Origin of the sequence: Chitinophaga sancti (genome assembly GCF_034424315.1) — a bacterium.
GTDB lineage: Bacteria > Bacteroidota > Bacteroidia > Chitinophagales > Chitinophagaceae > Chitinophaga > Chitinophaga sancti.
Window position 1 is genome coordinate 6,852,392 of the sequence record NZ_CP139972.1, and the last position, 25,462, is coordinate 6,877,853.

General features: G+C 46.2%; 22 protein-coding genes. 17 read left to right on the forward strand and 5 right to left on the reverse strand.

The window, feature by feature from the left end; translation table 11 throughout:
- The first annotated feature begins 1 nt into the window (after nt 1).
- From hisF to U0033_RS27055, 6 genes are all read left to right on the forward strand, one after another.
- On the forward strand, nt 2–757 hold the full coding sequence (gene hisF / locus U0033_RS27030; RefSeq protein WP_072360081.1) for an imidazole glycerol phosphate synthase subunit HisF: 756 nt from the start codon (nt 2–4) through the stop codon (nt 755–757).
- Between the two features lie 91 nt (nt 758–848).
- Nucleotides 849–1,454, forward strand: coding sequence for a bifunctional phosphoribosyl-AMP cyclohydrolase/phosphoribosyl-ATP diphosphatase HisIE (gene hisIE, locus U0033_RS27035; protein WP_072360079.1), 606 nt, complete (start codon nt 849–851; stop codon nt 1,452–1,454).
- A gap of 24 nt (nt 1,455–1,478) precedes the next feature.
- Entirely contained in the window at nt 1,479–2,567 is a 1,089-nt protein-coding gene (locus U0033_RS27040; protein ID WP_072360077.1) for a TlpA disulfide reductase family protein, read from the forward strand.
- Between the two features lie 120 nt (nt 2,568–2,687).
- Complete coding sequence (locus U0033_RS27045) at nt 2,688–3,827, forward strand: TlpA disulfide reductase family protein (protein WP_072360075.1); 1,140 nt, start codon at nt 2,688–2,690, stop codon at nt 3,825–3,827.
- Nucleotides 3,828–3,979: 152 nt separating this feature from the next.
- On the forward strand, nt 3,980–4,339 hold the full coding sequence (locus U0033_RS27050; RefSeq protein ID WP_072360073.1) for a BlaI/MecI/CopY family transcriptional regulator: 360 nt from the start codon (nt 3,980–3,982) through the stop codon (nt 4,337–4,339).
- A 2-nt stretch (nt 4,340–4,341) separates the two neighbouring features.
- Nucleotides 4,342–5,790 carry a M56 family metallopeptidase gene (locus U0033_RS27055; RefSeq protein ID WP_072360072.1) on the forward strand — a complete coding sequence of 483 codons (1,449 nt, stop codon included), beginning with the start codon at nt 4,342–4,344 and terminating at the stop codon, nt 5,788–5,790.
- Nucleotides 5,791–6,014: 224 nt separating this feature from the next.
- On the opposite strand, the gene U0033_RS27060 is transcribed toward U0033_RS27055, so the two are convergent.
- Nucleotides 6,015–7,052 (reverse strand): formylglycine-generating enzyme family protein, encoded by a 1,038-nt coding sequence (locus U0033_RS27060; protein ID WP_072360071.1) that lies wholly within the window; start codon nt 7,050–7,052, stop codon nt 6,015–6,017.
- Nucleotides 7,053–7,245: 193 nt separating this feature from the next.
- On the opposite strand from U0033_RS27060, the gene U0033_RS27065 reads away from it, so the two are divergent.
- Complete coding sequence (locus tag U0033_RS27065; RefSeq protein ID WP_072360070.1) at nt 7,246–8,604, forward strand: GH1 family beta-glucosidase; 1,359 nt, start codon at nt 7,246–7,248, stop codon at nt 8,602–8,604.
- A 111-nt stretch (nt 8,605–8,715) separates the two neighbouring features.
- Here U0033_RS27065 and U0033_RS27070 read toward each other — a convergent pair whose 3' ends face one another.
- Together U0033_RS27070 and U0033_RS27075 are read right to left on the reverse strand one after the other, a co-directional pair.
- Nucleotides 8,716–9,900 (reverse strand): hypothetical protein, encoded by a 1,185-nt coding sequence (locus U0033_RS27070; protein WP_072360069.1) that lies wholly within the window; start codon nt 9,898–9,900, stop codon nt 8,716–8,718.
- 71 nt (nt 9,901–9,971) lie between these two features.
- Entirely contained in the window at nt 9,972–11,324 is a 1,353-nt protein-coding gene (locus U0033_RS27075) for a DUF4270 family protein (protein ID WP_072360067.1), read from the reverse strand.
- A gap of 252 nt (nt 11,325–11,576) precedes the next feature.
- On the opposite strand from U0033_RS27075, the gene U0033_RS27080 reads away from it, so the two are divergent.
- From U0033_RS27080 to U0033_RS27095, 4 genes are all read left to right on the forward strand, one after another.
- Entirely contained in the window at nt 11,577–12,611 is a 1,035-nt protein-coding gene (locus U0033_RS27080; protein ID WP_072360065.1) for a Kelch repeat-containing protein, read from the forward strand.
- A complete protein-coding gene (locus tag U0033_RS27085; protein WP_072360063.1) occupies nt 12,601–12,981 on the forward strand; it encodes a DUF4907 domain-containing protein in 381 nt (126 codons plus the stop codon). Before U0033_RS27080 ends, U0033_RS27085 begins: the two co-directional genes overlap by 11 nt.
- Nucleotides 12,982–13,211: 230 nt before the next feature.
- Nucleotides 13,212–14,417 (forward strand): sensor histidine kinase, encoded by a 1,206-nt coding sequence (locus tag U0033_RS27090; RefSeq protein ID WP_072360061.1) that lies wholly within the window; start codon nt 13,212–13,214, stop codon nt 14,415–14,417.
- Entirely contained in the window at nt 14,392–15,102 is a 711-nt protein-coding gene (locus U0033_RS27095; RefSeq protein WP_072360059.1) for a LytR/AlgR family response regulator transcription factor, read from the forward strand. Before U0033_RS27090 ends, U0033_RS27095 begins: the two co-directional genes overlap by 26 nt.
- A 44-nt stretch (nt 15,103–15,146) precedes the next feature.
- On the opposite strand, the gene U0033_RS27100 is transcribed toward U0033_RS27095, so the two are convergent.
- Nucleotides 15,147–16,274 carry a cysteine desulfurase family protein gene (locus U0033_RS27100; RefSeq protein ID WP_083571506.1) on the reverse strand — a complete coding sequence of 376 codons (1,128 nt, stop codon included), beginning with the start codon at nt 16,272–16,274 and terminating at the stop codon, nt 15,147–15,149.
- A 155-nt stretch (nt 16,275–16,429) separates the two neighbouring features.
- On the reverse strand, nt 16,430–17,812 hold the full coding sequence (glmM, locus tag U0033_RS27105; protein WP_072360287.1) for a phosphoglucosamine mutase: 1,383 nt from the start codon (nt 17,810–17,812) through the stop codon (nt 16,430–16,432).
- 367 nt (nt 17,813–18,179) lie between these two features.
- Between glmM and U0033_RS27110 the strand changes: the two genes are divergently transcribed.
- The 6 genes from U0033_RS27110 (at nt 18,180) to U0033_RS27135 (ending at nt 25,448) form a co-directional block, all read left to right on the forward strand.
- The gene (locus U0033_RS27110; RefSeq protein WP_072360055.1) at nt 18,180–20,210 is read left to right on the forward strand and encodes an LTA synthase family protein; all 2,031 of its coding nucleotides are present in this window, start codon (nt 18,180–18,182) and stop codon (nt 20,208–20,210) included.
- Between the two features lie 2 nt (nt 20,211–20,212).
- Nucleotides 20,213–21,076 carry a class I SAM-dependent methyltransferase gene (locus tag U0033_RS27115; RefSeq protein WP_245801757.1) on the forward strand — a complete coding sequence of 288 codons (864 nt, stop codon included), beginning with the start codon at nt 20,213–20,215 and terminating at the stop codon, nt 21,074–21,076.
- Nucleotides 21,077–21,078: 2 nt separating this feature from the next.
- On the forward strand, nt 21,079–21,657 hold the full coding sequence (locus U0033_RS27120; RefSeq protein ID WP_072360053.1) for a phosphatase PAP2 family protein: 579 nt from the start codon (nt 21,079–21,081) through the stop codon (nt 21,655–21,657).
- Nucleotides 21,654–22,385 (forward strand): ZIP family metal transporter, encoded by a 732-nt coding sequence (locus U0033_RS27125; RefSeq protein WP_072360051.1) that lies wholly within the window; start codon nt 21,654–21,656, stop codon nt 22,383–22,385. The genes U0033_RS27120 and U0033_RS27125 overlap by 4 nt, the downstream gene beginning before the upstream one ends.
- A gap of 23 nt (nt 22,386–22,408) precedes the next feature.
- Nucleotides 22,409–23,698, forward strand: coding sequence for a hemolysin family protein (locus tag U0033_RS27130; protein ID WP_072360049.1), 1,290 nt, complete (start codon nt 22,409–22,411; stop codon nt 23,696–23,698).
- Nucleotides 23,699–23,909: 211 nt separating this feature from the next.
- A complete protein-coding gene (locus U0033_RS27135; protein ID WP_072360047.1) occupies nt 23,910–25,448 on the forward strand; it encodes an HAL/PAL/TAL family ammonia-lyase in 1,539 nt (512 codons plus the stop codon).
- Nucleotides 25,449–25,462: the final 14 nt, after the last annotated feature.

A 25,462-nucleotide genomic window follows, 5' to 3' on the forward strand; every position in this document is an offset into this window, starting at 1 on the left:
CATGTTGACAAAACGTATCATACCTTGCCTGGACATCAAAGATGGCCGTACAGTAAAAGGGGTGAACTTTGAAAATATCCGCGATGCGGGGGATCCGATTGAATTGGGTGCCCTGTACGCGCAACAGGGAGCAGATGAACTGGTATTCCTGGACATCACCGCTACCAACGAGCGTCGTAAGACCTTGTCTGACCTGGTAAGGCAGATAGCCAGGCATGTGAATATCCCGTTTACAGTAGGAGGGGGCATCTCATCAGTAGAAGATGTGAGTGTATTGCTGCAGAATGGTGCTGATAAGATCTCCGTCAATACTTCAGCGTTCAAGCGTCCAGAGCTGGTAGATGAGCTGGCAAGGGAGTTTGGCAGTCAGTGTGTGGTACTGGCGATCGATACCCGTTTTGAAGATGGGGATTGGTACGTGTACCTGAATGGCGGCCGTGTGAAAACAGACGTAAAATGCTATGACTGGGCAAAGGAAGCGGTGAACAGGGGAGCGGGCGAAATTCTGCTCACTTCTATGAATAATGATGGCACCAAGCAGGGTTTTGCACTGGATATAACCGGTAAGCTGTCTCAGCACCTGAATGTACCGGTGATAGCCTCTGGCGGCGCGGGTACAATGGATCATTTTGTGGATGTATTTGAAAAAGCACAGGCCGATGCGGCGCTGGCAGCGAGTATATTCCATTATAAGGAAATTGAGATTCCTGAATTGAAGACATATTTATATCAGAAGGGTGTAAATATTAGATTTTAATTTGCCGAGCCTGCCTTCGGCAGAAGGCTATTTTTTGCAAACATTAAAAAGCTACTTTTGCACTGCTTAAGCAATTTAAAGAGCGCACCAAATGTATAACTACAAGCAGATAGACTTTCAGAAATCAGCAGACGGGCTCGTACCGGCTATCATTCAGGATGCCGCTACCCACAAAGTTCTGATGCTGGGCTATATGAACCAGGAATCCCTGGACAAGACCCTGCAGGAAGGTAAAGTAACCTTCTTTAGCCGGTCCAAGCAAAGGCTGTGGACAAAAGGAGAGCAAAGTGGAAACTTCCTCACGCTGGTGGATCTCCGGGTAGACTGCGACAACGATACCCTCCTCATCAAGGTAAACCCTGTGGGCGTAGTATGTCACACAGGTGCGGACACCTGCTGGGATGAAAAGAATATCTCCAACGATTTTCTGTCCAAACTGGAGAATGTCATCACTGACCGGAAGAATAACCCTTCAGACAGCTCGTACACTTCTAAACTCTTTGCAAAAGGCATCAACAAGATAGCCCAGAAGGTAGGGGAAGAAGCGGTAGAAGTGGTGATCGAAGCAAAGGACGACAGTGAAGAGCTGTTCCTGAATGAATCAGCAGACCTGCTGTTCCATTACCTTGTACTGCTTAGTGCTAAAGGCTACCAACTGTCTGACGTACTGGGGGTATTGCAGCAAAGACATAAGTAACACAAATATTTCATATATTAGGGCGTGAAAAGACTTACAGTTATCTGCGCCGCAGGCGTACTATGCTCACTTTCCATCTCTGCACAGCAGGTTTCCGGCTCCCTGAAGGGAGCGGAGGGCAAAAAGCTCTACCTCTACAGTGATGATGACAATAACCCAAAGGATTCTCTCGTCCTGAAAGACGATGGGAAATTTGCCTTTAATACGGATGCCAGCAAAGCGCCAGCGGTGAATGCCCTGGTACTGGAATCTGTAAGCAATCCCCTTTTGTTCGTTACAGGCAAGGAGAAGACTTCTTATGTGCTGACTGCTGCAGACTTCCCGATTGCTGCTTCTATGAAGGGCAGTGCGGATGACAAGGCAATGCAGGAGTACCAGAAATCCTTTGCTCCCCTGCTGAAACGTGCAGGAGAATTAAATATAGAAGCGCAGGGTATTGCCCAGGATGATGAAGCGGCCAAGCAGGCTTTCCGTGACAAAGCAGGTAAATTCAGCGATGAAGTGACTGCCACCGGAACGAAGCTGGTAAAAGCACATCCAAAGGAAATAGCCAGCATCTGGGTATTGATGAATGAGCTGCGTAACCGTTTGACTGTGGAAGAATTTGATACCCTGTATACTACACTCGATGCCAGCCTGAAAGAAACCAAATATGGTAAATCTGCCAGCAGGTATCTTCGTGATAAGAAGGGTGAAACTGAAGTAGTAGTGGCAGACGACTTTGAGCAGGAAGATGTGAATGGTAATAAAGTGAAACTGTCCTCTTTCAGAGGTAAATATGTGCTGGTGGATTTCTGGGCCAGCTGGTGTGGTCCTTGCCGCCAGGAAAACCCCAATGTGGTAAGAGCTTATAACAAGTTCAAAGACAAGAACTTCACTATTCTGGGTGTATCGCTGGATAAAGAGAAGAATGCCTGGGTCAACGCCATTCAACACGATAATCTGAACTGGACACAGGTATCAGATCTGAAGGGATGGGGAAATGAAGCCGCCCAGCTGTACGGCATCCAGGGGATCCCGGCAAACCTGCTGATAGACCCCCAGGGGCGTATCATAGCCCGTAACCTGAGAGGTCAGGCATTGGAAGCAAAGCTTGCCCAAATACTGAAATAAGGAAAATAAAATATTAGCTGAAGCCCGCTCTGCGGGCTTTTGGCGTTTTTAGGCCGCTTATCACAATCCTTTTGCTTATCCTGATGCGAATCAGGATTTTTGTTTTAAAATCAGAAACTAATGAAGTCAGTGATACTGGCCGCGGCGCTCTTGTCGCCCGTGGTCTTGTTTGCGCAGGACAAGAATATTGAGCAACCCTTTACTATTGAGGGAACTGTCGCGCAAATACAAAAGCCAGCTAAAGTTTATTTAAGTATCCGCAATTCCCGTGTGAATAAAGTGGATAGTGCAGAAGTAAAAGATGGTAAGTTTTCCTTTACAGGTAGCCTGGAGGAGCCAACGATTGCCAACCTGCTGCTGAAGGTACAGGATCCGGCAGCACCTGAGCTGACAGGGCCGGTGAAAAAGGATTACCTGACCGTATTCCTGGATAAGGGAAAGATGAATATTGCAGTTCAGGATTCTATCAGTAAGGCGACGGTGACGGGTTCCAAAGCGAACGACGACTTTAAGGAACTGAGTGAGAACCTGAAAGATGTGAACAGCCAGATTCAGGAATTGAAATTGCAGAATCGCCAGTTGTATATGGCGAAGGATGAGGAGGGTATGAAGAAGCTGGAGCCTAAGTTTGATGAGCTGGAAGCGAAGCAAAACAAGATCCTGGGTGAATACCTGAAGGGGCATAGTAGTTCCCCGATCGCATTGTTCGTGTTGAACCAGTTTGCTGGTTACGAAATTAATCCTACCGAGGTTAGCCCTATATATAATAAGCTGAGTAAAGCAGTGCGCAATAGTCCTTCCGGAAAAGAATTTGCAACAAGACTGGAGTCTGCCCGTAAAACGGCGATTGGGCAGCCAGCAATGGAGTTTAGCCAGCCGGATGCTGAGGGTAAGCAGGTGAGCCTGGCTTCTTATAAAGGGAAGTACGTACTGGTAGATTTCTGGGCCAGCTGGTGCGGACCGTGCAGGGCGGAGAATCCGAATGTGGTAAAGGCGTATAGCCGGTTTAAGGACAAAGGGTTTGATATTTTGGGTGTGAGTTTGGATGATACGAAGGATAAGTGGCTGGCGGCAGTGCAGGCGGATAATTTGCCCTGGAAGCATGTGAGTGATTTGAAGGGATGGAAGAACGAGGTAGCGCAGCAGTATGGGATTATGGCAATTCCGCAGAATTTGTTGCTGGATCCGAAGGGGGTGATTATTGCGAAGAACCTGCGTGGGGATGCCTTGGAAAAGAAACTCGAAGAAGTCATTAAATAATTAGATAGCGATGCGTTGGAGGCGGCTTTCGAAGGCACCAACGGGTCGTAAGCGCGAAAAGGTATGATTTGGCTTTCAGTTAAATCATACCTTTTCGCTTTTTTATTTGTTTGTTTACGAAAGTTTCGTAGATTTACGAAACAATCGTAGTTATGGAAAAACTAACGCAACAAGAGGAGATCGCCATGCTTGCTATTTGGAAAATATCCGGCGGATTTGTGAAAGACTTCCTGGAAGTTCATCCTGCTCCTCAGCCACCATATACCACCCTGGCTTCCACGGTCAAAAACCTGGAAAAGAAGGGTTATCTCCAAAGCCGTAAGATTGGTAACGTGTATGAGTACCAGCCCATCATACCCGAAAGTGAGTATAAGCAAAAGTTCATGAGTGGTTTTGTGAAGGACTACTTTGAAAACTCCTACAAAAACCTGGTCACCTTTTTTGCTAAAGAGAAAAAGATCAGTAGTGAAGAACTCAAAGAAATCGTAAAAATGATCGAGAAAAATCAATAGTTATGTTGCTCTTTCTGCTCAAGGCTAATATAGCCCTCACGTTATTCTACCTGGCCTACCGCTTTGGGTTGCGCCGCCTTACGTTCTATACTTTAAACCGCGTCTTTCTCCTGCTGGCCATTATTTGTGCCGCTGTTTGTCCATTCATCAACCCGGAAACAATTTTCAGGCATAAGCGTCCATTTACCGGCGCTGCCATGGGGTATGTCATTAACTTCAATGACCTGCGCCAGCCTGCTACACCCTGGTTCAATGTAGTGCTGATCTATATTTTCTGGGCGGGTGTGATCGTTATGACCCTTCGCCTGCTGATGCAACTCAGTTCCCTTTGGGTATTGCATAGAAGCTCCCGCAAAGACAAAGTTTTTGAACAGCAGGTAAGGGTCACTGACCAGTCATTACAACCTTTTTCTTTCCTGCATAATATATATATCAATCCTGGTATGCACAGTCCAGCAGAGCTCCCAGACATTATGCGGCATGAGCAGGTGCATGTGAGACAGTGGCATACACTGGATGTGCTATTGAGTGAACTGAATAAGATCTTTTACTGGTTTAATCCCGGTGCATGGCTCATCAGCATCGCCATCAGGGAAAATCTTGAGTTCATCACTGACAGGTATGTGTTGCGCCAGGGTGCAGATATCAAAGATTATCAATATAGTCTTTTAAAAGTAAGTGGGATCCCATATGCGACGGCCATCGCAAACAATTTCAATTTTTCACACTTAAAACAAAGGATTATGATGATGAATAAAAAACGGTCATCAAAATATAACCTGGTGAGGTACATTGTTTTGGGGAGCATTATGATTATTGCCCTTGTATCACTGAATTATACCCGGGCCGCTATTACGGTGACAGTAAAGAATGCATTACGGGCAGATACGGGGGTGACTCCGCCGCCACCGCCACCAGCACCACCAATGGTACAGGAAGTACCTGATGGAAAGGTACCACCGCCACCACCACCCAGGCCCCCTAAGGCGCCGAAGGCACCTAAAGGAGCCAAAGAACCGCCAGCGATCACCGTGGATGTACATCCTGTTCCGGCTCCCAAACCAATGGCAGCGCCAGCCCCTCCACCGCCGCCGCCACCGCCACCTCCGGCAGATTCATTGCCAAAAATAATTTTTCGGTCATCTGCGGGTTCTAATATGGGAATCTTTGAAGCTTCAAAGCAACCCGAGGTTTATGTAGATAATCAATATAAGGGCAAAACGATGCCTGCTGAGAATACTGATATAAAATCTGTATTCGTATTTAAAGATGATAATGTACCTGCTGAATATGGTGAAGATGCCCGGAAATCAGGACTCATTTTAATATTCACAAAAGATTATAATGGGCCTGAAGGGGCGGTAAAAGAGGAAAAAGCAACAGCGGTGATGAAAGTAGAGGGTAATAAAGTGAAGGGGATAATTAAAGATGAGAAGCCAAAAGGACATTAATACCAATAAGAAGAGTTTGTACAGAAAATAGAAATACCTTTTGAGGATCGTTTAAAAGACGATACGACTCCATCAGGAACCAGAATAAAAACGTTCATGAAAGGGGGAATTCACCAGGGGGTATGAAAACTATTTTCAAAGAAAAGGGGCTGTATCGTATTGATGGTACAGCCCCTTCTTGTAAATGGATTGTTAGCCAATGAGCTTATTAACTTAGAAAGAGATCATCGTACACATCTGAAACCCAGATTCTCCAATCCTGATTCCGGTGATGATTTCATTCTCGCTGTCACCCTGTATCCTGAGCAATACTGATCTGTACACATAAATGAACCTCCCCTGATGGTATGCTTTGCTACGGCAGGATCGTCCGGATCATTTCCTTTACCTGGTCCTTTGGGGTTATGGGTGTGATCTGCATGCTTGTAGTAGTCCACATCATACCAGTCCGCTACCCATTCCCATACATTCCCGGCCATATCGTATAATCCATATCCGTTAGCAGGAAAAGACCTTACCGGGGCTAATCCTGTAAACCCGTCAATGCCGGTATTCTGGTATGGAAAATTACCGCTCCAGGTATTGGCTTTGGGCTGGCCGGAAGTGACCGGGTCACTTCCCCAGGTATAAGGCTGATCATTGAGGCCGCCCCTGGCTGCAAATTCCCATTCTGCTTCTGTAGGCAGGCGTTTACCGGCCCAGCGGGCATAAGCCTGTGCATCATCCCAGGATACCTGCACTACGGGCAGGTTTTCCTTACCGCTGATCTCACTGCCAGGTCCTTGCGGATGTTTCCAGCTGGCACCCAGGGTGAAGGTCCACCATTGGGATATATCGTCCAGTGGTACGGCATGATTGGGCGGCGTAAACACCAGTGCACCGGGCAGGAGCATGCTGCTATCCGGCTCCGGGGATCCCGGGGGCAATTGCTGCATGAACTCTTCCTTGCTGATCGGTTTTTCGGCTGTGGTGACGTAACCGGTAGCTTCGACGAACCTGGCAAATTCTGCATTGGTTACTTCATGTTCATCTATCCAGAAACTGTCTACAGTCACGCTGTGCCTGGGTTGCTCGTCCTGGCGGGCATCCGCATCGCTGGCGCCCATTATAAAGGTACCGCCGGGTATCAGGATCATGTGATTAGCAGTATCCGTCGTCGTGGCCAGCACACTGTCATTGCTGGAGATTTTCTTTTCTCTGCTTTGGCAGGCATTGAGCGAAATAGCTCCCGCCAGCAGGTAGAGTGGCATAAAACGAAACATATCTTACAAGTTCGGGAATTATTTCCTAAATCGATAGTCTATTATAAAAGTAGACTGTGCTATTTTGAATTGAAGGGAGCCCGGGGCAAGCATAGCTCATTGTTATTTTTTAAACTCATTACATATATTAAAAATTAACACTAAAATAATCACCTGTCTCCTGAAACTGTTGTAAACTGCATCAGCTTAACATATGGAACAATTCTCAGCACCCTTTCACCGCCACGATTTTGGAGAGCATTTCCGCTGGGGCATCACTATTTCTGCATTTCAGAATGAAGGTGCCCACGATCATGACGGAAAAGGCGCTTCCATCTGGGATGATTTTACCTCCCGCAAAGGCAAAATTAAAGACGGCACCCATGCTCAGGTCACCACCGATTTCTACAACAGATACCGGGATGATATTTTGCTGGCCAGGTCCATGGGTTTTAAAGTATTTCGTTTCTCTATAGCCTGGCCGCGGATCCTTCCTAATGGTACAGGGGCTGTTAACCAGGCTGGCATTGACTTTTATCACCGTATTATAGATGCCTGTATTGAACTGGGCATGGAGCCCTGGGTGACTTTGTATCACTGGGATCTGCCATTGGCACTGGAGCATAAAGGTGGCTGGAGCCACAGGGGGGTGGTTTTCGCTTTTGAAGAATATGTGCGTATCTGTGTGGAGGCTTATGGGGAGAAAGTGAAGAACTGGATTGTGATGAATGAGCCTTTTGGTTTTACCTCACTTGGCTATATGTTAGGGGTACATGCGCCCGGTAAATTTGGTTTATCCTATTTTTTTCCGGCGGTACACCATGCTTTACTGGCGCAGGCAGCAGGGGCAAAGGTGATCCGTAAAATGGTGGAAGGTGCAAATATTGGCATTGCGTTGTCCTGCTCTTATATTTTACCCCATACTCAAACTCCGGCCGATATTCAGGCAGCGCGCAAAGCCGATGCTTTATTTAACCGGACTTTTCTGGAGCCAATCCTGGGAATGGGTTATCCTGTGAAGGATTTTCCCTTGCTTGGCAAAATAGAGCGCCGATATGCGCTTTGGAGAGACAGGGATTCCCTGTCCTTTGATTATGACTTTATTGGCGTACAGAATTATTTCCCACTGGTCATCAGGCGTAATCCATTTATGCCTATAGTCGGTGTGTCGGAGGTGAAACCACGTTTCCGCAAGGTACCGGTGACTGCAATGGGTTGGGAGATAAGCGGGGAGGGGATGTATGGTATTCTGAAACAGTTTGCTGCCTATCCGAATATTCCCAGGCTGATCGTTACTGAAAATGGGGCTGCCTTCAATGATGTACTGACGGAGGGTCGCATTCACGATACAGACCGGGTCAACTACTTTATCACTTACCTGGAAGCGATCCTGAAAGCAAAGCATGAGGGGGTGCCATTGGATGGCTACTTTGTGTGGACCCTTACGGACAATTTTGAATGGGCGGAGGGTTACCGCGCCCGATTTGGCCTGGCCCATGTAGACCTTGATACGCAGGTGCGTACGCTGAAGGATTCGGGATTATGGTTCCGGGATTTTCTACACGATAAGTGAGGCAATGCGGGAAAGCAGCAATTCAGCCAGGGAATAGAAAACCCATTCCATAAAAAAAGGTCGCTCCCCGGGGGGAACGACCTCAATAAGATCAAGCCATTTGTCTTGCGATCAATCGTAAGTTCTGCGGATGAACCAGATATCTCTCAATGAGAAGTGGAATACGGCATTCATATACGTTTCCTTAATCAACCCATTGTTCAATGTGCCTCGCTGTCCGGCTTCCACGCCGATGTAATAACGGATAGCACCGCTCTTACTTGGGATGGAGATCCCGGCAGTACCGGATATATCTTTCATTTGCTCGCCATACAGCTGGAGGTAGGAGTTATTATAAGCGAAACCTGCCTGTACTACGAGCCCTTCTACACGCATATCACCATACGTACGTCTGAAAGCATATTCCAGGCCTGTAGAGTAGCGGTCAGCATCTACCAGTTTATAGTGTGTACCTGCCTGTCCGTACTGGCTCCAGTTCTGGTGTTTCCAGTCAGCAAGCCAGGTCAGGGTACCATTTGTCAGGGAGATACCACCTGCATACATTTCCGGCAGGGTATATTTTTCAGAAGCGAGGTCGTAGGAGTAAACAGTGGTTTCACTGCTGTTCTGTATAACCAGCTTCTTGTCGAAGTTCATTTTGGTCTTGAAGCGATAGGTAGCACCCAGGCCTATTACCCATTTGGAGCCGATCCTGCCGGTATATTGAGCACCGGTGTTGAAGTTTACATTGAAAGCGTAGCGTTGCAGCTTGGTGGAGATGGTATCGCCACCTACGTTTTCAAGGGTATTGAGTGGTCCAAAGAGGAAATTGGTAGATACACCGACAGAGAAGTTCTTATTCAGTTTTACTGAGTTGGTGATATACCCTTTATTGATCCCTCCGTCGCCTGTGGTGGTAGTGGTTTGTCCACTGGCATCCAGGTAGGTGGTGGAGAGTAATTTGTAGTTCACGGAGCTGAACGGAGAGAATCCTGCACTGATCCCCCAGCGGTTATTGGCTTTAAAACCAATAGCAAGGCGTCTTACGGAAAGGTCGCCGGCAGATTGGTTCAGGCTGTTGTTATTTTTATATCCTACGATCTGGCCCCTGAGGGAAACGTCGAACATAAAGTGCTGCCGCGGGATGGCGGAATAGGAGGCGGGGTTCAGCTCGTTTAGAAAGTAATCTGAGCGACGTGCAATACCAGTACTGCCTACTCCAAAGTTTCTTGTATAGTCCCTTTCTTCCAGATCGCCGATGGCGTATGCCGAGTAAAGGGAGTTAATGCCATGCTGTGCCAGTGCCTTTGTTCCCATCAAAAGCATCATTAAGCCGCATAGGCTTGTTGTATATTTTATTCGCTTCATGTAGTCTGTTCTAGCTTGCATTATTTATACAGCAGATAATATATTTTCACCTCGATCGGGTTTACCTTATGATCAGGTCCGCCCAGTATGAGACGATCAAAGCGGGAGAGGCCGGTTGCACCCGGGATCATAAGACCCAATCCCCTGGTGGTAGCATCACTTGAGCCGATTTCGTTAATCACATAGTTGGTTATATCGTATGTATATTTAGTGCCAATATTGTATACATAATCAGTGACCAGGCTGCCTGTTTGTACAGCACCGGTATTTGGATTGACAACAGAGTCTGTCACGGCATTACCGGCATTCATTCTCACCAGCGTGAGTTTAGATGGTAATTCGAACGGATAGTCGTAAGTGGCTCTGACAGGTTTGACTGTCAGTGTCGCACGCATGATTTTCCAGAATTTAGCCGTCTGGTTGAATGATTTCAGGTAAGGAAAGTCAATTCTTGTCACCACGTTGGTCAGTGGTTGTACATAAGAGACATTATTCGCATTTGCAGCCAGCACCTTATTGGTACTCAGATCGGAATTGGGAGTAAGGCCGGCCAGTGGAGAACCGCCGGGGCGGGTAAAGTCCACATGGTTGAACTGTGAAGTGGCATCATACATCGCAAAATCAATAGATTTCCAATCGTAGGTATTACCACTTACGTGATAATATAGGCGGAGAGACAGGGAGTCATCTGCTCTCAGTGGCGTGATCACCTGGCTGTTTGCCCCTGGTTTGATGCTCAGACCCGGGAACCATTCTGTGAACTGGCTCTGATTGGTAATGGAAGGCAGTTTGTTGTATGCCCTGTTAAAGAGGTCTTTACCGATCGCATCATCGATCTTGATGCTGTATACGGTATCCCAGTGCGGGCGGATATGATCGATCTGCAGGGAACCGATCGGTGATGGATCGGTGGCAAATGACATACCACTATAATAATAGGAGGTACCAAAGTTTTTCTCAATATACTGGTTCACTTTGTAGACTTCAAAGTGCTGATGCCTGGTTGTATCACCATAGTAATAGCTCTTAGGATGAATCATCAGTACCAGTGAATCATACAAAGCCTCATCTTCGATATTGGTGGAGGTCGTAATCGCTCTCAGCTTAAAAAAGGTACTGGAAGAGATGGTACCAAAGTAAGGATCAATAGCAGTACCTACGAGGGCCACGTTCTGATCGGAGGTCGGAATGGAGTCAAGGTAAACTGTACTCTGATTCATTGTAATAGTATCCGTAACTATGTACTCAGTACCGCTAGTCTCAACTTCATTACTATAATTAAAGCCTTCCTTGTCACAAGCTGCTGCGCCTGCCAATAAAATTGCACAAACCAGGTATTTATAAGCCATTTTGGCACGGATATTTTTATTCATGGAGCGCAATTTTAGACAGACCGCCAACTTCCCGGTTATTTAATATGCCAATTGGCATATTTTATCGACGAACGCTTAATGGAAATCTCTGTACTACTGCTGGGGTAGTAGCCATTTTGGTAAGCGAAAAATCCTGTTGGTAGATAAAATTGTTTGATTCGTCTGGTAAAACCACCCGAATAGTCTATTTGATGATTAAGCCAAAACAAAGGCAGATAATTTTGGCAGCTATTAAAAAAGTAAAAATTATCTATGCGCTATTTAAATGTATGTTTTCTGGGATTAGCAACCGTCTTGATGTTAGCCTCCTGTTCATCGAGCAGTGATTCAACCAAGCTGGGTAACTGGATAAAAAGGGCTGATTACGCTGGTGATGCAAGATATGAAGCTGTGGCTTTCGTAATCGGGGATACAGCGTATGTAGGAACTGGTTTTGGAGGACCACACAAAGGTGCAAAATTAAGTACTTTCTATAAATACGATGCAAGCAAGGACAACTGGTCTGTAGTAGCATCTTTGCAGGATCCTACAGATCCTTTCAGAAACCTGGGCCGTACCGGTGCATCTGCATTTGCGGCTGGTGGTAAAGGGTATGTAACAACTGGTGAGGATAGTGCACACAATTCCCTGGCTGATACCTGGTGTTACGATCCGGGTGCCAATGCCTGGACTCCGAAAGCTGATTTCCCTGGTTCTTCCCGTTACTATGCAGTTGGTTTTGCACTGGGTGATAGCGGTTATGTAGGTACAGGTGTAACTGGTGATGGTAATACGATCGTTGCTGACTTCTTCAGATTTGACCCGGTTCACAACAAGTGGGATGCTATCACTTCAATGAAGGATAAGAGAAAGAACGCTGTTTCTTTCGTTATCAATGATAGCGCATATGTGGTATCCGGTATCGGTTCTGGTAGCACCAGTGCTTACTACATGTACGTTTATGACAAATCCAAAGACGTGTGGAGAGAGAAGAGCCAGATCAGGAATGCAACTGACTACTCTTATGATGATGACTATACTACCATTGCACGTTCACAGGCTGTTGCTTTCGTTATCAACAACAAAGCTTACTTAGCAACTGGTACTGTACAGAATACCTGGGAATATGATCCGGTAACTGACCGTTGGAGTGAAAAGACTGCATTTGATGGTACCAGCCGTACCGGTGCAGTAGGTTTCTCCGTAAAAGGAAAGGGTTTTGTAGCTACAGGATCTAATAGCAGCACTGGGCTGGATGATCTCCGTCAGTTCGATCCAAATGCAGAAAACGATACGAATGACAACTAAGCAAATAGCGCTCGTAGCTTTATTAGCTACTGGGGTTGTTGCCTGTAAGGAGAACAAAGGCCATTCCGGCGATAGCAAACTTAAAAGCACAGATACTATAAGCACTACCGTAATGCCCGAAGGGGACATTACGGTAGTGCCTTTTCAGGTGGATGGAGGTGGTTGGGGTTTCGATATTAAGATCGGACCCAAAACCCGGATCCACCAGGATCTCATTCCGGTGATCTTAGGTCGTAAATCATTTGCGACAAAGGAGGATGCACTGAAGGTGGGAGAGAATATGGCTGAAAAGATGAGAACTCAACATACGGCTTTCCCGGATATTACCCGTCGGGAGCTGTTGGAAATGCATATTGCAGGTGTGGAATAAGCACCTTTGAAGAAAACCGGCTTGTTCCGCAGGCCGGTTTTCCTTAAAAAACAACGCAGGCTGACACCTCGTATCAGTTTTGCAGACATATGAAACCTTATATTAATACTGGCCGCAGTACTGTATCTGGCCACATGGGTATTCCTATCCCCAAAATTTTAACGATTCTTTTCAGCACACTTAGCAGATTTTACAGGAATTGAGTGTAAGTTTATCACGCTTTTAGGCACATGATAAATTTAAAACAACTCTATAGGAACCGACTGTTCAATATTGGTTTGCATATTGCAGTATGGACCTGTTTCCTGTTCTTTCCCTTTTTTATCTATAGGATCAGGATTCAGCATCCATGGTTTTTCGCACGCGAAATTGTGGATAACCTCTTCCTGATAGGTGTATTTTACCTCAATTTCTACTTTCTCATTCCCCGCTTTTTTACGGTTAAAAAGATTGCGTACTACCTGTCTTTTGTGTTATTGTCACTCATTTTCGTGATTGTACAGCAGGCAGTATCCGAATATGTATTCTGGAAAGTGTATGCGAAAGAGGACATGGCGTTGCATCAGCCGGGGCCGGAGCCACGAATGCCCCCGCCTATGTACCCTTATTATCATGAGCGCCCGAACGGCGGGGTAGATTTCAGGGAGAGACCTCCCCTGGCCTTCGACGATGGGGCTGTAGATGGAAAGATCCCAACCTTTGTAGACTATATTTTGTTCCCGGAAATACTGCGGAAAACGGTTTTTGCTGCCCTGCTCATGCTTTTTATGAGTGGATTTATCAAGATTGCCCAGGAATGGTTTAAGTCTGAACAGCAGCGTGAAGCCCTTAAACTGGAGAATTTAAACGCTGAATTAAAATTTTTAAAGTCTCAGATTAATCCTCACTTCCTTTTTAACTGTCTAAACACTATCTACTCACTGGCGCATAAACATTCCGTACAAACCGAGCATGCTATTATTAAGCTCTCGACCATCATGCGGTACATGATTTATGAGTCCAATGAGGACAAGGTACAGCTACAACAGGAACTGCAATATCTGGAAGATTATATTGATATTCAGAGACTTAGGCTACCTGAGGATATCGTCGTGGAATATGCAGTACAGGGCAGTCCGGCAGGATTGCGTATTGAACCCATGCTCCTGGTGCCATTTGTAGAGAACGCATTTAAGCACGGCATCAGCTATGCTGAGCCTTCTTTCATTGCTATTGCGGTAGCAATTGAAAGGAACCAGGTACGACTGGTGGTAGAAAATGCCGTTTTCAAGCAGCGGGTCGCCGAAAAAGGGGGCATCGGTTTACAAAACGTGAAAAAGAGACTGGATTTGCTTTATACTGAAGACCACGAGCTTGAAATAACAGAAGCTGAAAACCAATTTATTGTTGATCTTAAAATCGAGCTGAAAAATGATCAGGTGTATAGCGGTGGATGATGAACCACTGGCATTGGAAATTATAACAGACTTTGCGAAGAAAGTACCTTTTCTTCAGCTGGTGGCTACATTTGAAAATGCTGCTGAGGCATTACGCTTTTTACAGGAGGAGCGGGTAGATCTGTTATTCCTGGATATTAAAATGCCTGACATTACGGGTATCCAGTTTATGAAGTCGCTGAAATACCCGCCTATGGTGGTATTCACGACTGCATACGGGGAATATGCGCTGGAAGGTTTTGACCTGGAAGTAGTGGATTACCTGCTAAAGCCGGTACCATTTGAACGCTTCCTGAGAGCTGCCACCAAGGCGCTGGAGCTGCAGACCATGTCGCAGCAGAAGAATAATGACAACAATAACAACCATGTGAACGATTATATCTTCATTAAGACAGAGTATAAGATCATCAAGATCAACCTGGAGGATATTCTCTTCATAGAAGCCCTGAAAGATTATACGAAGATCTATACACCTTTTCAGCCGGTACTGACTTTGCGTAGTTTAAAGTCGTTTGAGACAAGATTGCCTTCGGACAAGTTTATCCGGGTACACCGCTCTTATGTGGTGTCTTTAAATAAGATTAATTCTGTGGAGAAGAATACGGTGATGATTGCGAATCAGAGTATCCCGATCAGTGATGGGTATAGGGAGAAGTTTTATGATGTGATCAACAGAAACAGCTAATTAAAAGGCCCGGGCTACAAGCCCGGGCCTTTTTTCTGATCTTTTTAGATGATTTCTTTCAGTTTTGCGACCACCAGGTCCACTTCCTCTTTCGTATTGTATTTGCTAAAAGAGAACCTCACTGCAATCATATTCGGGTTGCTGCTAATGGCACGGATCACATGGGAACCGGCATCTGCACCGGATGTACAGGCGCTGCCACCGGAGGCGCAGATCCCATTAATATCCAGGTTGAACAGCAGCATCTCGCTCTTCTCTGTTTTAGGGAAACCTACGTTCAGCACAGTATACAGGCTACGACCATACAGATCGCCATTGAAACTTACACCCGGGATCTCCGCTTTCAGCTTTTCTGCCATATACATACGGAGACCATTGATGTAGTGCTCATGTTCTGCCTGATGGGCGGTCACCAGTTCCAATGCTTTGGCAAAGCCGACGATGCCATACAGGTTTTCTGTGCCCGCTCTCATATTCCTTTCCTGTGAACCGCCATGAATGTAAGGGCTGATCTTCACATTCTCATTGATATAAAGAATACCTACGCCTTTAGGTCCGTGGAACTTATGGCCGGAACCGTTGATAAAGTGCACAGGGGTATTACGCAGGTCAAAAGGGTAGTGCCCTACTGTCTGCACAGTATCAGAATGGAAGATAGCATCAAACTCCTTGCAGAGGTTACCCACAGCATGCAGATCCAACAGGTTACCGATCTCATTGTTAGCATGCATTAGGGTGACCAGGCAGCGTTCTTTGGAGGTGGAGAGCAGTTCCCGGAGGTGGTTCATATCTACATGTCCATTGGAGAGCAGTTTTACATTACTCAGCTTTATATTGTCGCGAACATGCAGGTGCTCTACAGAGTGGAGGGTAGCGTGGTGTTCTATTTCAGAACTGATGATGTGCCGGCAGCCGAGGTTATGGATGGCTGCGCTGATGGCGGTATTACTGGATTCCGTGCCGCCTGAAGTAAAGAAGATCTCTCCCGGATGGGCATTCAGTATTTTGGCTACTGACTTGCGCGCGTTTTCTACGGCCAGGCGTGACTCACGGCCATAGGAATAGATGGAAGAAGGATTTCCAAACTTTTCCGTCATGAAAGGCAGCATCACATCCAGCACATCCTGGTCAAGCGGCGTGGTCGCTGCGTTGTCAAAATATATTCTTTTCAAGGTGGTTAGGTGGTTTTTGATCTGATAAGTCGCCATTGGCGGGTACAAATGTCCAACTTTTTTTATTAAAACAGTACCAATTTCTTAAGGCATAGGCACCAAAAAAAACGCTTCTGCCGTAGGCAAAAGCGTTTTTTTACAAAGCGGGATTTACATTAATGCATAAATTCCCTGATATCCTGCATGATCCTTTTTGCGATATTATCAGCAGTGGTTTCATTCTGGCTTTCAGAATAAATCCTGATAATCGGCTCCGTATTAGAAGTTCTCAGGTGTACCCAGTCCTTCTCAAATTCGATCTTCAGACCATCTTCAGTATTAACCGGCTGGTTCTTATACTTACCTTTGATCTTTTCAAAGATGGTTTTTACATCCACACCTTTATCCAGCTCAATCTTATTCTTTGAGATGAAGTAATCAGGATAACTATTTCTGATAGCCTTCAGGTTCTTCTTAGTCTGTGCCACATGGCTCAGGAACAAACCAATACCGATCAGTGCATCGCGACCATAGTGCAGGTCCGGAACGATGATACCACCGTTACCTTCACCGCCGATCACCGCGTTCACCTCTTTCATCTTCCTTACCACATTCACCTCTCCTACAGCAGACGGGTGATATTCACCACCGGCTTTCAGGGTTACATCTTTCAGTGCCTGGGTAGAAGACAGGTTAGAAACGGTGTTACCTTTCCTGTGTTTCAGTATATAGTCAGCAACCGCTACCAGGGTATACTCTTCACCGAACATGCTGCCATCTTCGCAAACAAAACAAAGACGATCTACGTCCGGATCTACGGCGATACCCAGATCAGCATGTGACTTGTTTACTTCGTTGCTCAGCGCAGTCAGGTTCTCCGGCAAAGGTTCCGGGTTGTGACTGAACCGGCCATTCACTTCACCAAACATTACTGTTACATCCTCCACGCCCAGGGCCTTTAGTAAAGCCGGGATGAAGATAGCACCAGTAGAATTTACCGCATCCACCACTACTTTAAAGTTGCGTGCTTTTATAGCCGCAACGTCTACGAGCGGGTAATTCAGGACCAGATCTATATGCTTTTGCATATAGGAATCGTTCCTTTCATAACTTCCCAGCTTGTTGACATCAGCAAAGGTAAAGTCTTCGCGGGCTGCGAGGTCCAGTACGACTGCGCCATCCTCGCCGGAAATGAATTCGCCATCGCTGTTCAGCAGCTTCAGGGCGTTCCATTCCTTTGGATTATGGCTGGCAGTCAGGATGATACCACCGGCAGCATTTTCCTGTTTTACCGCAATTTCTACTGTAGGGGTAGTGGAAAGGTCGAGGTCTACCACGTCCAATCCTAATCCATTCAGGGTGGCAACAACCAGTTGTTTGACCATTTCGCCGGAGATACGTCCGTCACGGCCAATAACTACTTTTTTGTTGTCGGATTGTTGTGTGAGCCAGGTCCCGAATGCTGCAGTAAATTTTACTACATCAAGAGGAGAAAGCCCTTCGCCGGGTTTTCCTCCGATAGTTCCGCGAATACCAGAAATCGATTTGATCAGTGCCACGAATTTCAATTTTATTAGAGAAGGGCAAAGATAAAGTTCCAATTCTCAAATGACAAATTACATATTTCCAGGGCTTTGTGTATATAATATCAATTTTTGTAAAGTGTACAAAAATTGCAATTATCAAATGACTTAATTCTCTCTTTTCTCTCCAATATACTATCTATATAAGGTAATATTACACCAATTTTGCCTCTTTGACCATGCTCAGCAGGGCTTATACCTATGTTATTGGTTTTTACCTTTTAATGGGATTTTAAACTTAACATTCGGTCATCACATGCGGAATTTGGTATATTTGCCCCCTGTTTAAATAATTGTTAAGTATTTAAACAATCTCAAGTTTTAAAAAATAGTACCACAATACATGAAATCATTTTGGAAGAATATACCTAAGTATATTCGGTATGTGATTGTTCAGGCCATATTCCTCTACCTATTCACCCTGCTGTTTCGGTTGATTTTTTATTTCTTTTTCTTTAAATCAACGATTCAGGATAGTGGAACCATTGCGAAAGCCTGGAATTTTGGTCTGCGGTTCGATTTGCGCCTCACCTTATACGTCATGACCCCCTTGCTGATCATAGCCCTGATCTGGCGGAATGGCTTTTTTACAAAAAACTGGATAAGGAGGCTTGTATTCAGCTACCTGTTTATCGTTTACTTCATCCTGGTATGGGTATACATCTTTGACCTGGGGCATTATGCGTACCTGAAGCTCAGGATTGAACCATCTGTAATGCGCTTCCTGTCTGACGGGGAGCGGGGAGATAATGCTACCATGCTCTGGGAGACCTATCCCATAGTAAGGGTCGTGATTGCCGTTGGCCTCTTTATGTGGCTGATGGGCCGTCAGTTCAAAGGTTTGTACCGCCGCCTTTCCAAAGAACCGGCTGTTTACCTGAAGGCTGGCACTTACACCAGCTGGACAGCAAGCATTGTGCTCCTGTTTGCTGCCGGTATCTATGGCAATGTAGCTTACTTTCCCCTGCGCTGGAGCCAGGCGATGTTTAGCAGAGACAATGGTATCACCAGCCTGGGATTGAACCCGATCTTATACTATGTATCGAACCTGAGTGTACAGGCTGACACCTTTGACGAACAAAAGACGAAGGAATTATACCCGACAATTGTGGATTACCTGGGTATTGACCACCCGGATGTGAATACCCTGAACTTTGAGCGGCAGATTCCCGGATCGGACGAGAAGAAGAAAATGAACGTGGTGCTGGTGATGCTGGAATCAACAGGAGCCTGTATCACCAGTATGTATGGCAACCCCATGCAGGCTACACCGAATATGAAGGCCCTGGCAGACAGCGGGATCCTCTTTAAACATTTCTATGTGCCGGCTATCAGCACTGCCCGTACGGTATATGGTGTGACAACGGGGGTACCTGATGTAACGGTGACCCAGACAGCCAGCCGTCATCCACGGATGGTAGACCAGCGGGTGATCATGGACCAGTTTACTGGTTACGAAAAGTATTATTTCCTGGGTGGGAATACGAACTGGGCAAATGTACGTGCCGTATTTACCAATAATGTGGCAGGTGTAAAAGTATATGAAGAAGGAATGTACAGCGCACCCAAGGCAGATGTATGGGGGATTGCTGACTATGACCTGGTGAACGAAGCCGATAAATTGTTTAAAAACGCCAATGACAGAAAGAAGCCATTCATTGCTTTCCTGCAACTGGCTGATAATCATCCACCATATACAACAACCAGTGGCGGTGGCGGATTTAAAAAGGTGACTGAGCAGGATATTGACATGGCGAAGTTCAAAGATGCCGGTTTTGTATCTATTGATCAGTTCAATGCGCTCCGCTATGAAGATTACAATGTGGGCCACCTGATAGACCAGGCACGGAAAAACGGCTACCTGGACAATACTATTTTTATCATGTTCGGTGACCATAACTGTAACCTGAACCCTTACCACTTTATGCCGGTACCTGAATATGAACTGGGAAGTGGTGGGGTGCATGCGACCTGCTTTATTTATGCGCCGGGTGCTGTGCAGCCAGGGGTGATTAATTACCCGGTGAGCCTGGTGGATGTATATCCAACTATGGCAAAGCTGGTAGGTATGCCGGTGAAGAACTATACCATGGGCAGGGATATGCTGGATTCTACGATCCGCACCCGTTATACGCTGAGTGTGTATTCCAAAAACCTGATGACGCACATGGCCATCATCGGGGATCAATACCAGTACGAGATAAATATGAAGACCGGGGATCCGGCGCTATATGACCTGAAGGCGAAAGATCCGCTTAAAAATGTGGTGAAGGAGCTGCCGGATACGGCAAAAGGGCTGGACAGGCTGGCAAAGGCGATGTATGAGAGTACGAGGTATTTAATGTTTAACAACAAGAAAATAAACGCAAAATAGCAATGGCAGGGGATTCCCTGCTGTATTATCATATCCGGTTGGCGTTTGCAAAGCAAACACCAACCGGATATTTAGTATCTTGCACTCCCGATATGGTAATAGAAGCATATAACGATACGGACGTGGAAGTACAAAAACAGTGGTTCAAAGATTGGTTCAATTCTCCCTATTATCACCTGCTGTACAGCAACAGGGATAATAAAGAAGCTGCCTCATTTATCGATAAGTTGCTGGAATACCTGCAACCACCTGCCAGCGCCACCATGCTGGATGTAGCCTGCGGCCGTGGCCGTCATTCCCGCTACCTTGCGGACAAGGGTTACTTCGTTACAGGTATCGACCTGTCTATTAACAGTATCAATATTGCCAAAAAACTGGAAAACGATCACCTGAGCTTTTTCCAGCACGATATGCGCCTCCCGTTCCGGGTCAATTACTTCGACCTGGTATTCAATTTCTTCACCAGTTTTGGCTATTTCGAGTCTCAAAGGGAAAACGACAATGCGCTCCGTACCCTGAAGAACGCCCTTAAACCGGGAGGGAAACTGGTCCTGGACTACCTGAACAGTACTTACGTAGCTGATCACCTGGTAGGCAGCGAAGTAAAGGAAAAGGGGGATGTGGTTTTCGACATACAGCGTGAGCTGGCAGATGGCCACTTCCACAAGCAGATGAATATCCTGGATCGTGCCCGCCTGCAGCGTGTGACCTTTACAGAAAGTGTATGCGCTTATACTTTGGCTGACTTCGAGGAAATGTTCGCCCGTCAGGGTTTACAGATAACTGAGGCTTTTGGTGACTATCACTTCAATGCTTACAATGAGCAATTATCACCCAGACTGATCATTATTGCTACAAAACCTTAGACATGAAACAAGCATTGCTTCACCTGGACCATCAGTTATTCAACCTGATCAATGGTCAATGGCACACGCCATGGACGGATGCCTTCATTCCCATGCTAAGGGAGCCTTTTATGTGGGCACCATTATATCTCTTCCTGGTAGTATTTGTTACGATCAATTTTGGCTGGAGGGGATTCTGGTGGATTGCATTTTTCCTGCTCACTTTTGGTCTTGCTGACCAGAGCAGCCTGCACATCAAGGACTTTTTTGACAGGGTAAGGCCTTGCCGGAACCCTGATCTGGCAGGAACGGTACGGATCCTGGTGAGTTATTGTCCACAGAGCGGCAGTTTTACTTCCAATCACGCAGCCAATCATTTTGCGCTGGGTACTTTTTGCTTTTTAACTTTTCGCCATATCAACAAATGGTTTGCTTCCCTGTTTTTCGTTTGGGCCATTGCGATCTGCTATGCCCAGGTATATGTAGGGGTACATTATCCGTTTGATGTGACTGGCGGTGCCATACTAGGGATATTTTTAGGATTTATGAGCGGTAGCTTTTTCCAGCGCCGTATCCGACTGGAACCTGAACTAACAACATGAACTGGGCTTTATTAATCATCATATTTGCCGCTACAGTGGGTGGTGGTATTATTCCGATGGTGGTCAGGAAGGCAAATCCCAACCTGCCCATTTACCTGCTGGCCATGTCCGGTGCCTGTCTTTTTGGTATCACCATTCTGCACCTGGTGCCGGAGGTGTATCATGAGCTGGGGCACCAGGCAGGTATATATATAGTAGCCGGCTTTTTCCTCCAGGTGGCATTGCAGCAATTATCACATGGAGCAGAGCATGGGCATACCCATTTGCCACAGGGGGATCACGATCATGTAGCTATTACCCCGCTGCTGCTGGGGCTTTCCGTACATGCCTTTATGGAGGGGATTCCACTGGGCTTCCAGTTTGCAGACCCTGCAGCCCTGTCTTCGCTGGTGATAGGGGTAGCTGCGCATAAGCTGCCGGAGGCTATGACTTTGATCACGGTTATGGTGCATAGTCATCAGCGCGGCGCCAAACTTTGGCGTATTCTTCTTATCTTTTCGGCTGTCACTCCGGCCGCCGCTATACTGGCAGCCGTTTTGGGTAGTCACTCCGTGTATATCACAAACATTATCGTTTACCTGGTAGCGTTGGTGATCGGAGCGTTTTTACATATATCCACTACCATTTTCTACGAGAGTGGCACCCGTCATCATGAATTGAGCAAGCGCAAGGTGTTGGCTATAATGGCAGGTCTTCTTTTAGCATTTCTTACTTTAATATTTGAATAATTCTTTATTTTTAGGCTTTTAATATGGAAGTCGTCGTCATTATCTTCATCCTTATTTTACTGAACGGTCTCTTCTCCATGGCTGAAATCGCCATGGAATATGCGAGGAAGGCCAGGCTGGAATACCTTGCCAATAAAGGGGATGAAAAAGCAAAAGCAGCATTACAGCTTGCAAACAATCAGGACAGGTTTCTGTCCACAGTACAGGTAGGCATTACCCTGACAAGTATTGCCATTGGACTTCTATCCGGTATATTCCTCAGAGCGACACTCGTCGACATTATCTCTAAATCACCTTTGCTTAGCCCATACAGTAATGGCATTGCCATTACCATCATCGTGGTGGTAGTGAGTTATGTAACGCTGGTACTGGGAGAGCTGCTGCCTAAAAGGCTGGGTATGGCGCGTCCGGAAGGGATTGCCAAGAGTGTGGCGAGGCCCATGATCCTGTTGTCCAGAATTACATATCCTTTTATCTGGCTGCTTGGTACTTCTACCAGTCTGCTGGTTAAGATTCTGAATGTAAAGCCATCAGACAATAATCTCACTGAAGAAGAGATTAAAGCCCTGATCACAGAATCAGATGCGATAGAAGAAACTGAGCAGGAGATCATTGAGCGTGTATTTCACCTTGGTGACAGGAATATAACCTCACTCATGACCCACCGGACAGACATTGAATGGCTGGATATACATGATAATAAAGAGGTTGTGAGGAAGAAGATCTTTGATAGCCCCCACTCCGTGTACCCCGTATGCGAAGGACAGGTAGATCATATAGTAGGGATCATTAAGATTAAGGATCTCTACATGGCTGCCGCTTCCAACAATTATTCCCTGAACACAATTCTGAGAAAGCCCCTGTTTGTTCCTGAGAACAACTCTGCTTACCAGGTATTGGAGAAATTTAAGGAAACCCAAAGCCGTGCTGCTTTTATCGTAGATGAATACGGTACATTCCTGGGGATGATCACCCTGAACGATATCCTTGAGGCGATCGTGGGCGACATGCCGGAAACGGGCCAGGAAGATGACTGGGAAATTGTACAGCGTGAAGATGGCAGTTACCTGGTAGATGCCCAGATCCCGTTCTACGACTTCCTCAGCAAGTTTGACAAGGAGGGCTGGATGACGGATTTCGAGCAGGAATTTGATACTATGGCCGGCTTTATCCTGCACCACCAGGAACACATCCCTAAAGTGGGAGAGAAGTTCGAGTGGAGAGGATTTACCATCGAAATAGTTGACATGGATGCCCACAGGATTGATAAAGTACTGGTAGTAGCCCCATCTCCGGAAGTGGAGGAAGGGTGACCTGAATGCAATATCGACTCAGTTTATAAGATTTAAAACCAGCCACAGGTACTCCGAACTCCATGGTGAGATTCGGAGATGCTTTTTTACTGGAATAGAATTAAACTGAGGCAATACCAAAAAAGGAATTAAGCTCCCGGGGGATAATTGAGTGAATTTATTAATTTTGCTCTCTCTTTTACATAAGTAAATAATTTAATTTAACACTACAATGGTCGTATTAGGAAGTAAAGAGCTTTCTTTGGAAGAAGTGCACCGGATTTTGTTCAACGGGGAGGAATTATCCCTTGATACAGCGGCTTTACAACAGGTAGAGGAGAATTTTAAATTCTTACAGCAATTTTCAGCAAAGAAACTGATCTATGGTATCAATACAGGTTTTGGGCCAATGGCACAATACCGTATCAGCGAAAGCGATACCCATCAGCTGCAGTACAATCTGATCCGCAGCCATAGCTCGGGTGCTGGTAACTACCTGAATCCAACACTGACCAAAGGTCTGATGATCGCGCGCCTCAGCAGTTTCATGCAGGCACACTCCGGGGTACATCCTGAGCTGGTGATCTTACTGAAAGACCTGATCAATAAAAACGTTTTTCCTTGTGTATATGAGCACGGCGGTGTAGGTGCGAGCGGTGACCTGGTTCAGCTGGCTCACCTTGCGCTGGTGCTGATCGGCGAGGGTGAGGTGGTCTATGAAGGCCAGCAGCGCCCGACAGCAGAAGTGTATGCAGCACTCGGCATCAAGCCAATGGGTGTGCATGTACGTGAGGGGCTGGCAGTGATCAATGGTACGTCTACCATGACAGGTATTGGTCTGGTGAACATCATCCAGGCTAAAAAACTGCTGGGATGGAGCCTGATCCTTTCTGCTATGATCAACGAGATCGTGGAAGCATTTGACGATCACCTGAGTGCAGAACTGAATGCGGTAAAGAAACATGCCGGCCAGAACAAAGTGGCAGCTGCCATGCGCGACGTGCTGAAAGACAGCAAGATGATCAGGCATCGTCCTGACCACTTCTATAAAGAACTGGAAGAAGAGATTTTCAAAGATAAAGTACAGGAGTACTATTCCCTGCGCTGTGTACCACAGGTGCTGGGACCGGTATATGATACGCTGGCACATGCTGAGCAGATCGTAATACAGGAACTGAACTCTGTAAGTGACAACCCGGTAGTGGATCACCACCAGCAGAACGTGTTCCACGGTGGTAACTTCCATGGCGATTATATCTCCCTGGAAATGGATAAGGTGAAGATTGCGATTACCAAACTGTCTATGCTTTCTGAAAGGCAGCTGAACTACCTGATGAATGACAAGCTAAATCACAAGTTCCCGCCGTTCATGAACCTGGGTAAACTGGGTCTCAACTTCGGTATGCAGGGTATCCAGTTCACGGCTACCTCAACTGTGGCAGAGAACCAGACCCTGTCGTTCCCAATGTATGTGCACAGTATCCCTAACAATAATGATAACCAGGATATTGTGAGCATGGGTACCAACGCCGCGCTGCTGACCCAGAAGGTAATTGAAAACACCTTTGAGGTACTGGCTATACAGGTGATGACGATGTTGCAGGCGGTAGATTACCTGAATTGCCAGGATAAGCTGTCATCCTTCTCACACCTGATCTATCAGGAAGTAAGGGCTATTTTCCCTAAATTTATCCAGGACAGCCCTAAATACAAGGATGCTAAAAGGATTAAGGAATACCTGCTGCAGCACGAACCAAAAGTGAATATCTAAAAGGATTCCAGCCG

Bases quoted from the DNA above. Each gene is read 5' to 3' on its own strand.
- U0033_RS27110 (WP_072360055.1), top strand. From the start codon at position 18,180: ATGAAATCATTTTGGAAGAATATACCTAAGTATATTCGGTATGTGATT.
- U0033_RS27090 (WP_072360061.1), top strand. From the start codon at position 13,212: ATGATAAATTTAAAACAACTCTATAGGAACCGACTGTTCAATATTGGT.
- U0033_RS27055 (WP_072360072.1), top strand. From the start codon at position 4,342: ATGTTGCTCTTTCTGCTCAAGGCTAATATAGCCCTCACGTTATTCTAC.
- U0033_RS27115 (WP_245801757.1), top strand. From the start codon at position 20,213: ATGGCAGGGGATTCCCTGCTGTATTATCATATCCGGTTGGCGTTTGCA.
- U0033_RS27065 (WP_072360070.1), top strand. From the start codon at position 7,246: ATGGAACAATTCTCAGCACCCTTTCACCGCCACGATTTTGGAGAGCAT.
- U0033_RS27080 (WP_072360065.1), top strand. From the start codon at position 11,577: ATGCGCTATTTAAATGTATGTTTTCTGGGATTAGCAACCGTCTTGATG.
- U0033_RS27050 (WP_072360073.1), top strand. From the start codon at position 3,980: ATGGAAAAACTAACGCAACAAGAGGAGATCGCCATGCTTGCTATTTGG.
- hisF (WP_072360081.1), top strand. From the start codon at position 2: ATGTTGACAAAACGTATCATACCTTGCCTGGACATCAAAGATGGCCGT.
- hisIE (WP_072360079.1), top strand. From the start codon at position 849: ATGTATAACTACAAGCAGATAGACTTTCAGAAATCAGCAGACGGGCTC.
- U0033_RS27135 (WP_072360047.1), top strand. From the start codon at position 23,910: ATGGTCGTATTAGGAAGTAAAGAGCTTTCTTTGGAAGAAGTGCACCGG.
- U0033_RS27085 (WP_072360063.1), top strand. From the start codon at position 12,601: ATGACAACTAAGCAAATAGCGCTCGTAGCTTTATTAGCTACTGGGGTT.
- U0033_RS27060 (WP_072360071.1), bottom strand. From the start codon at position 7,052: ATGTTTCGTTTTATGCCACTCTACCTGCTGGCGGGAGCTATTTCGCTC.
- U0033_RS27130 (WP_072360049.1), top strand. From the start codon at position 22,409: ATGGAAGTCGTCGTCATTATCTTCATCCTTATTTTACTGAACGGTCTC.
- U0033_RS27075 (WP_072360067.1), bottom strand. From the start codon at position 11,324: ATGAATAAAAATATCCGTGCCAAAATGGCTTATAAATACCTGGTTTGT.
- U0033_RS27120 (WP_072360053.1), top strand. From the start codon at position 21,079: ATGAAACAAGCATTGCTTCACCTGGACCATCAGTTATTCAACCTGATC.
- U0033_RS27045 (WP_072360075.1), top strand. From the start codon at position 2,688: ATGAAGTCAGTGATACTGGCCGCGGCGCTCTTGTCGCCCGTGGTCTTG.
- U0033_RS27070 (WP_072360069.1), bottom strand. From the start codon at position 9,900: ATGGGAACAAAGGCACTGGCACAGCATGGCATTAACTCCCTTTACTCG.
- U0033_RS27095 (WP_072360059.1), top strand. From the start codon at position 14,392: ATGATCAGGTGTATAGCGGTGGATGATGAACCACTGGCATTGGAAATT.
- U0033_RS27125 (WP_072360051.1), top strand. From the start codon at position 21,654: ATGAACTGGGCTTTATTAATCATCATATTTGCCGCTACAGTGGGTGGT.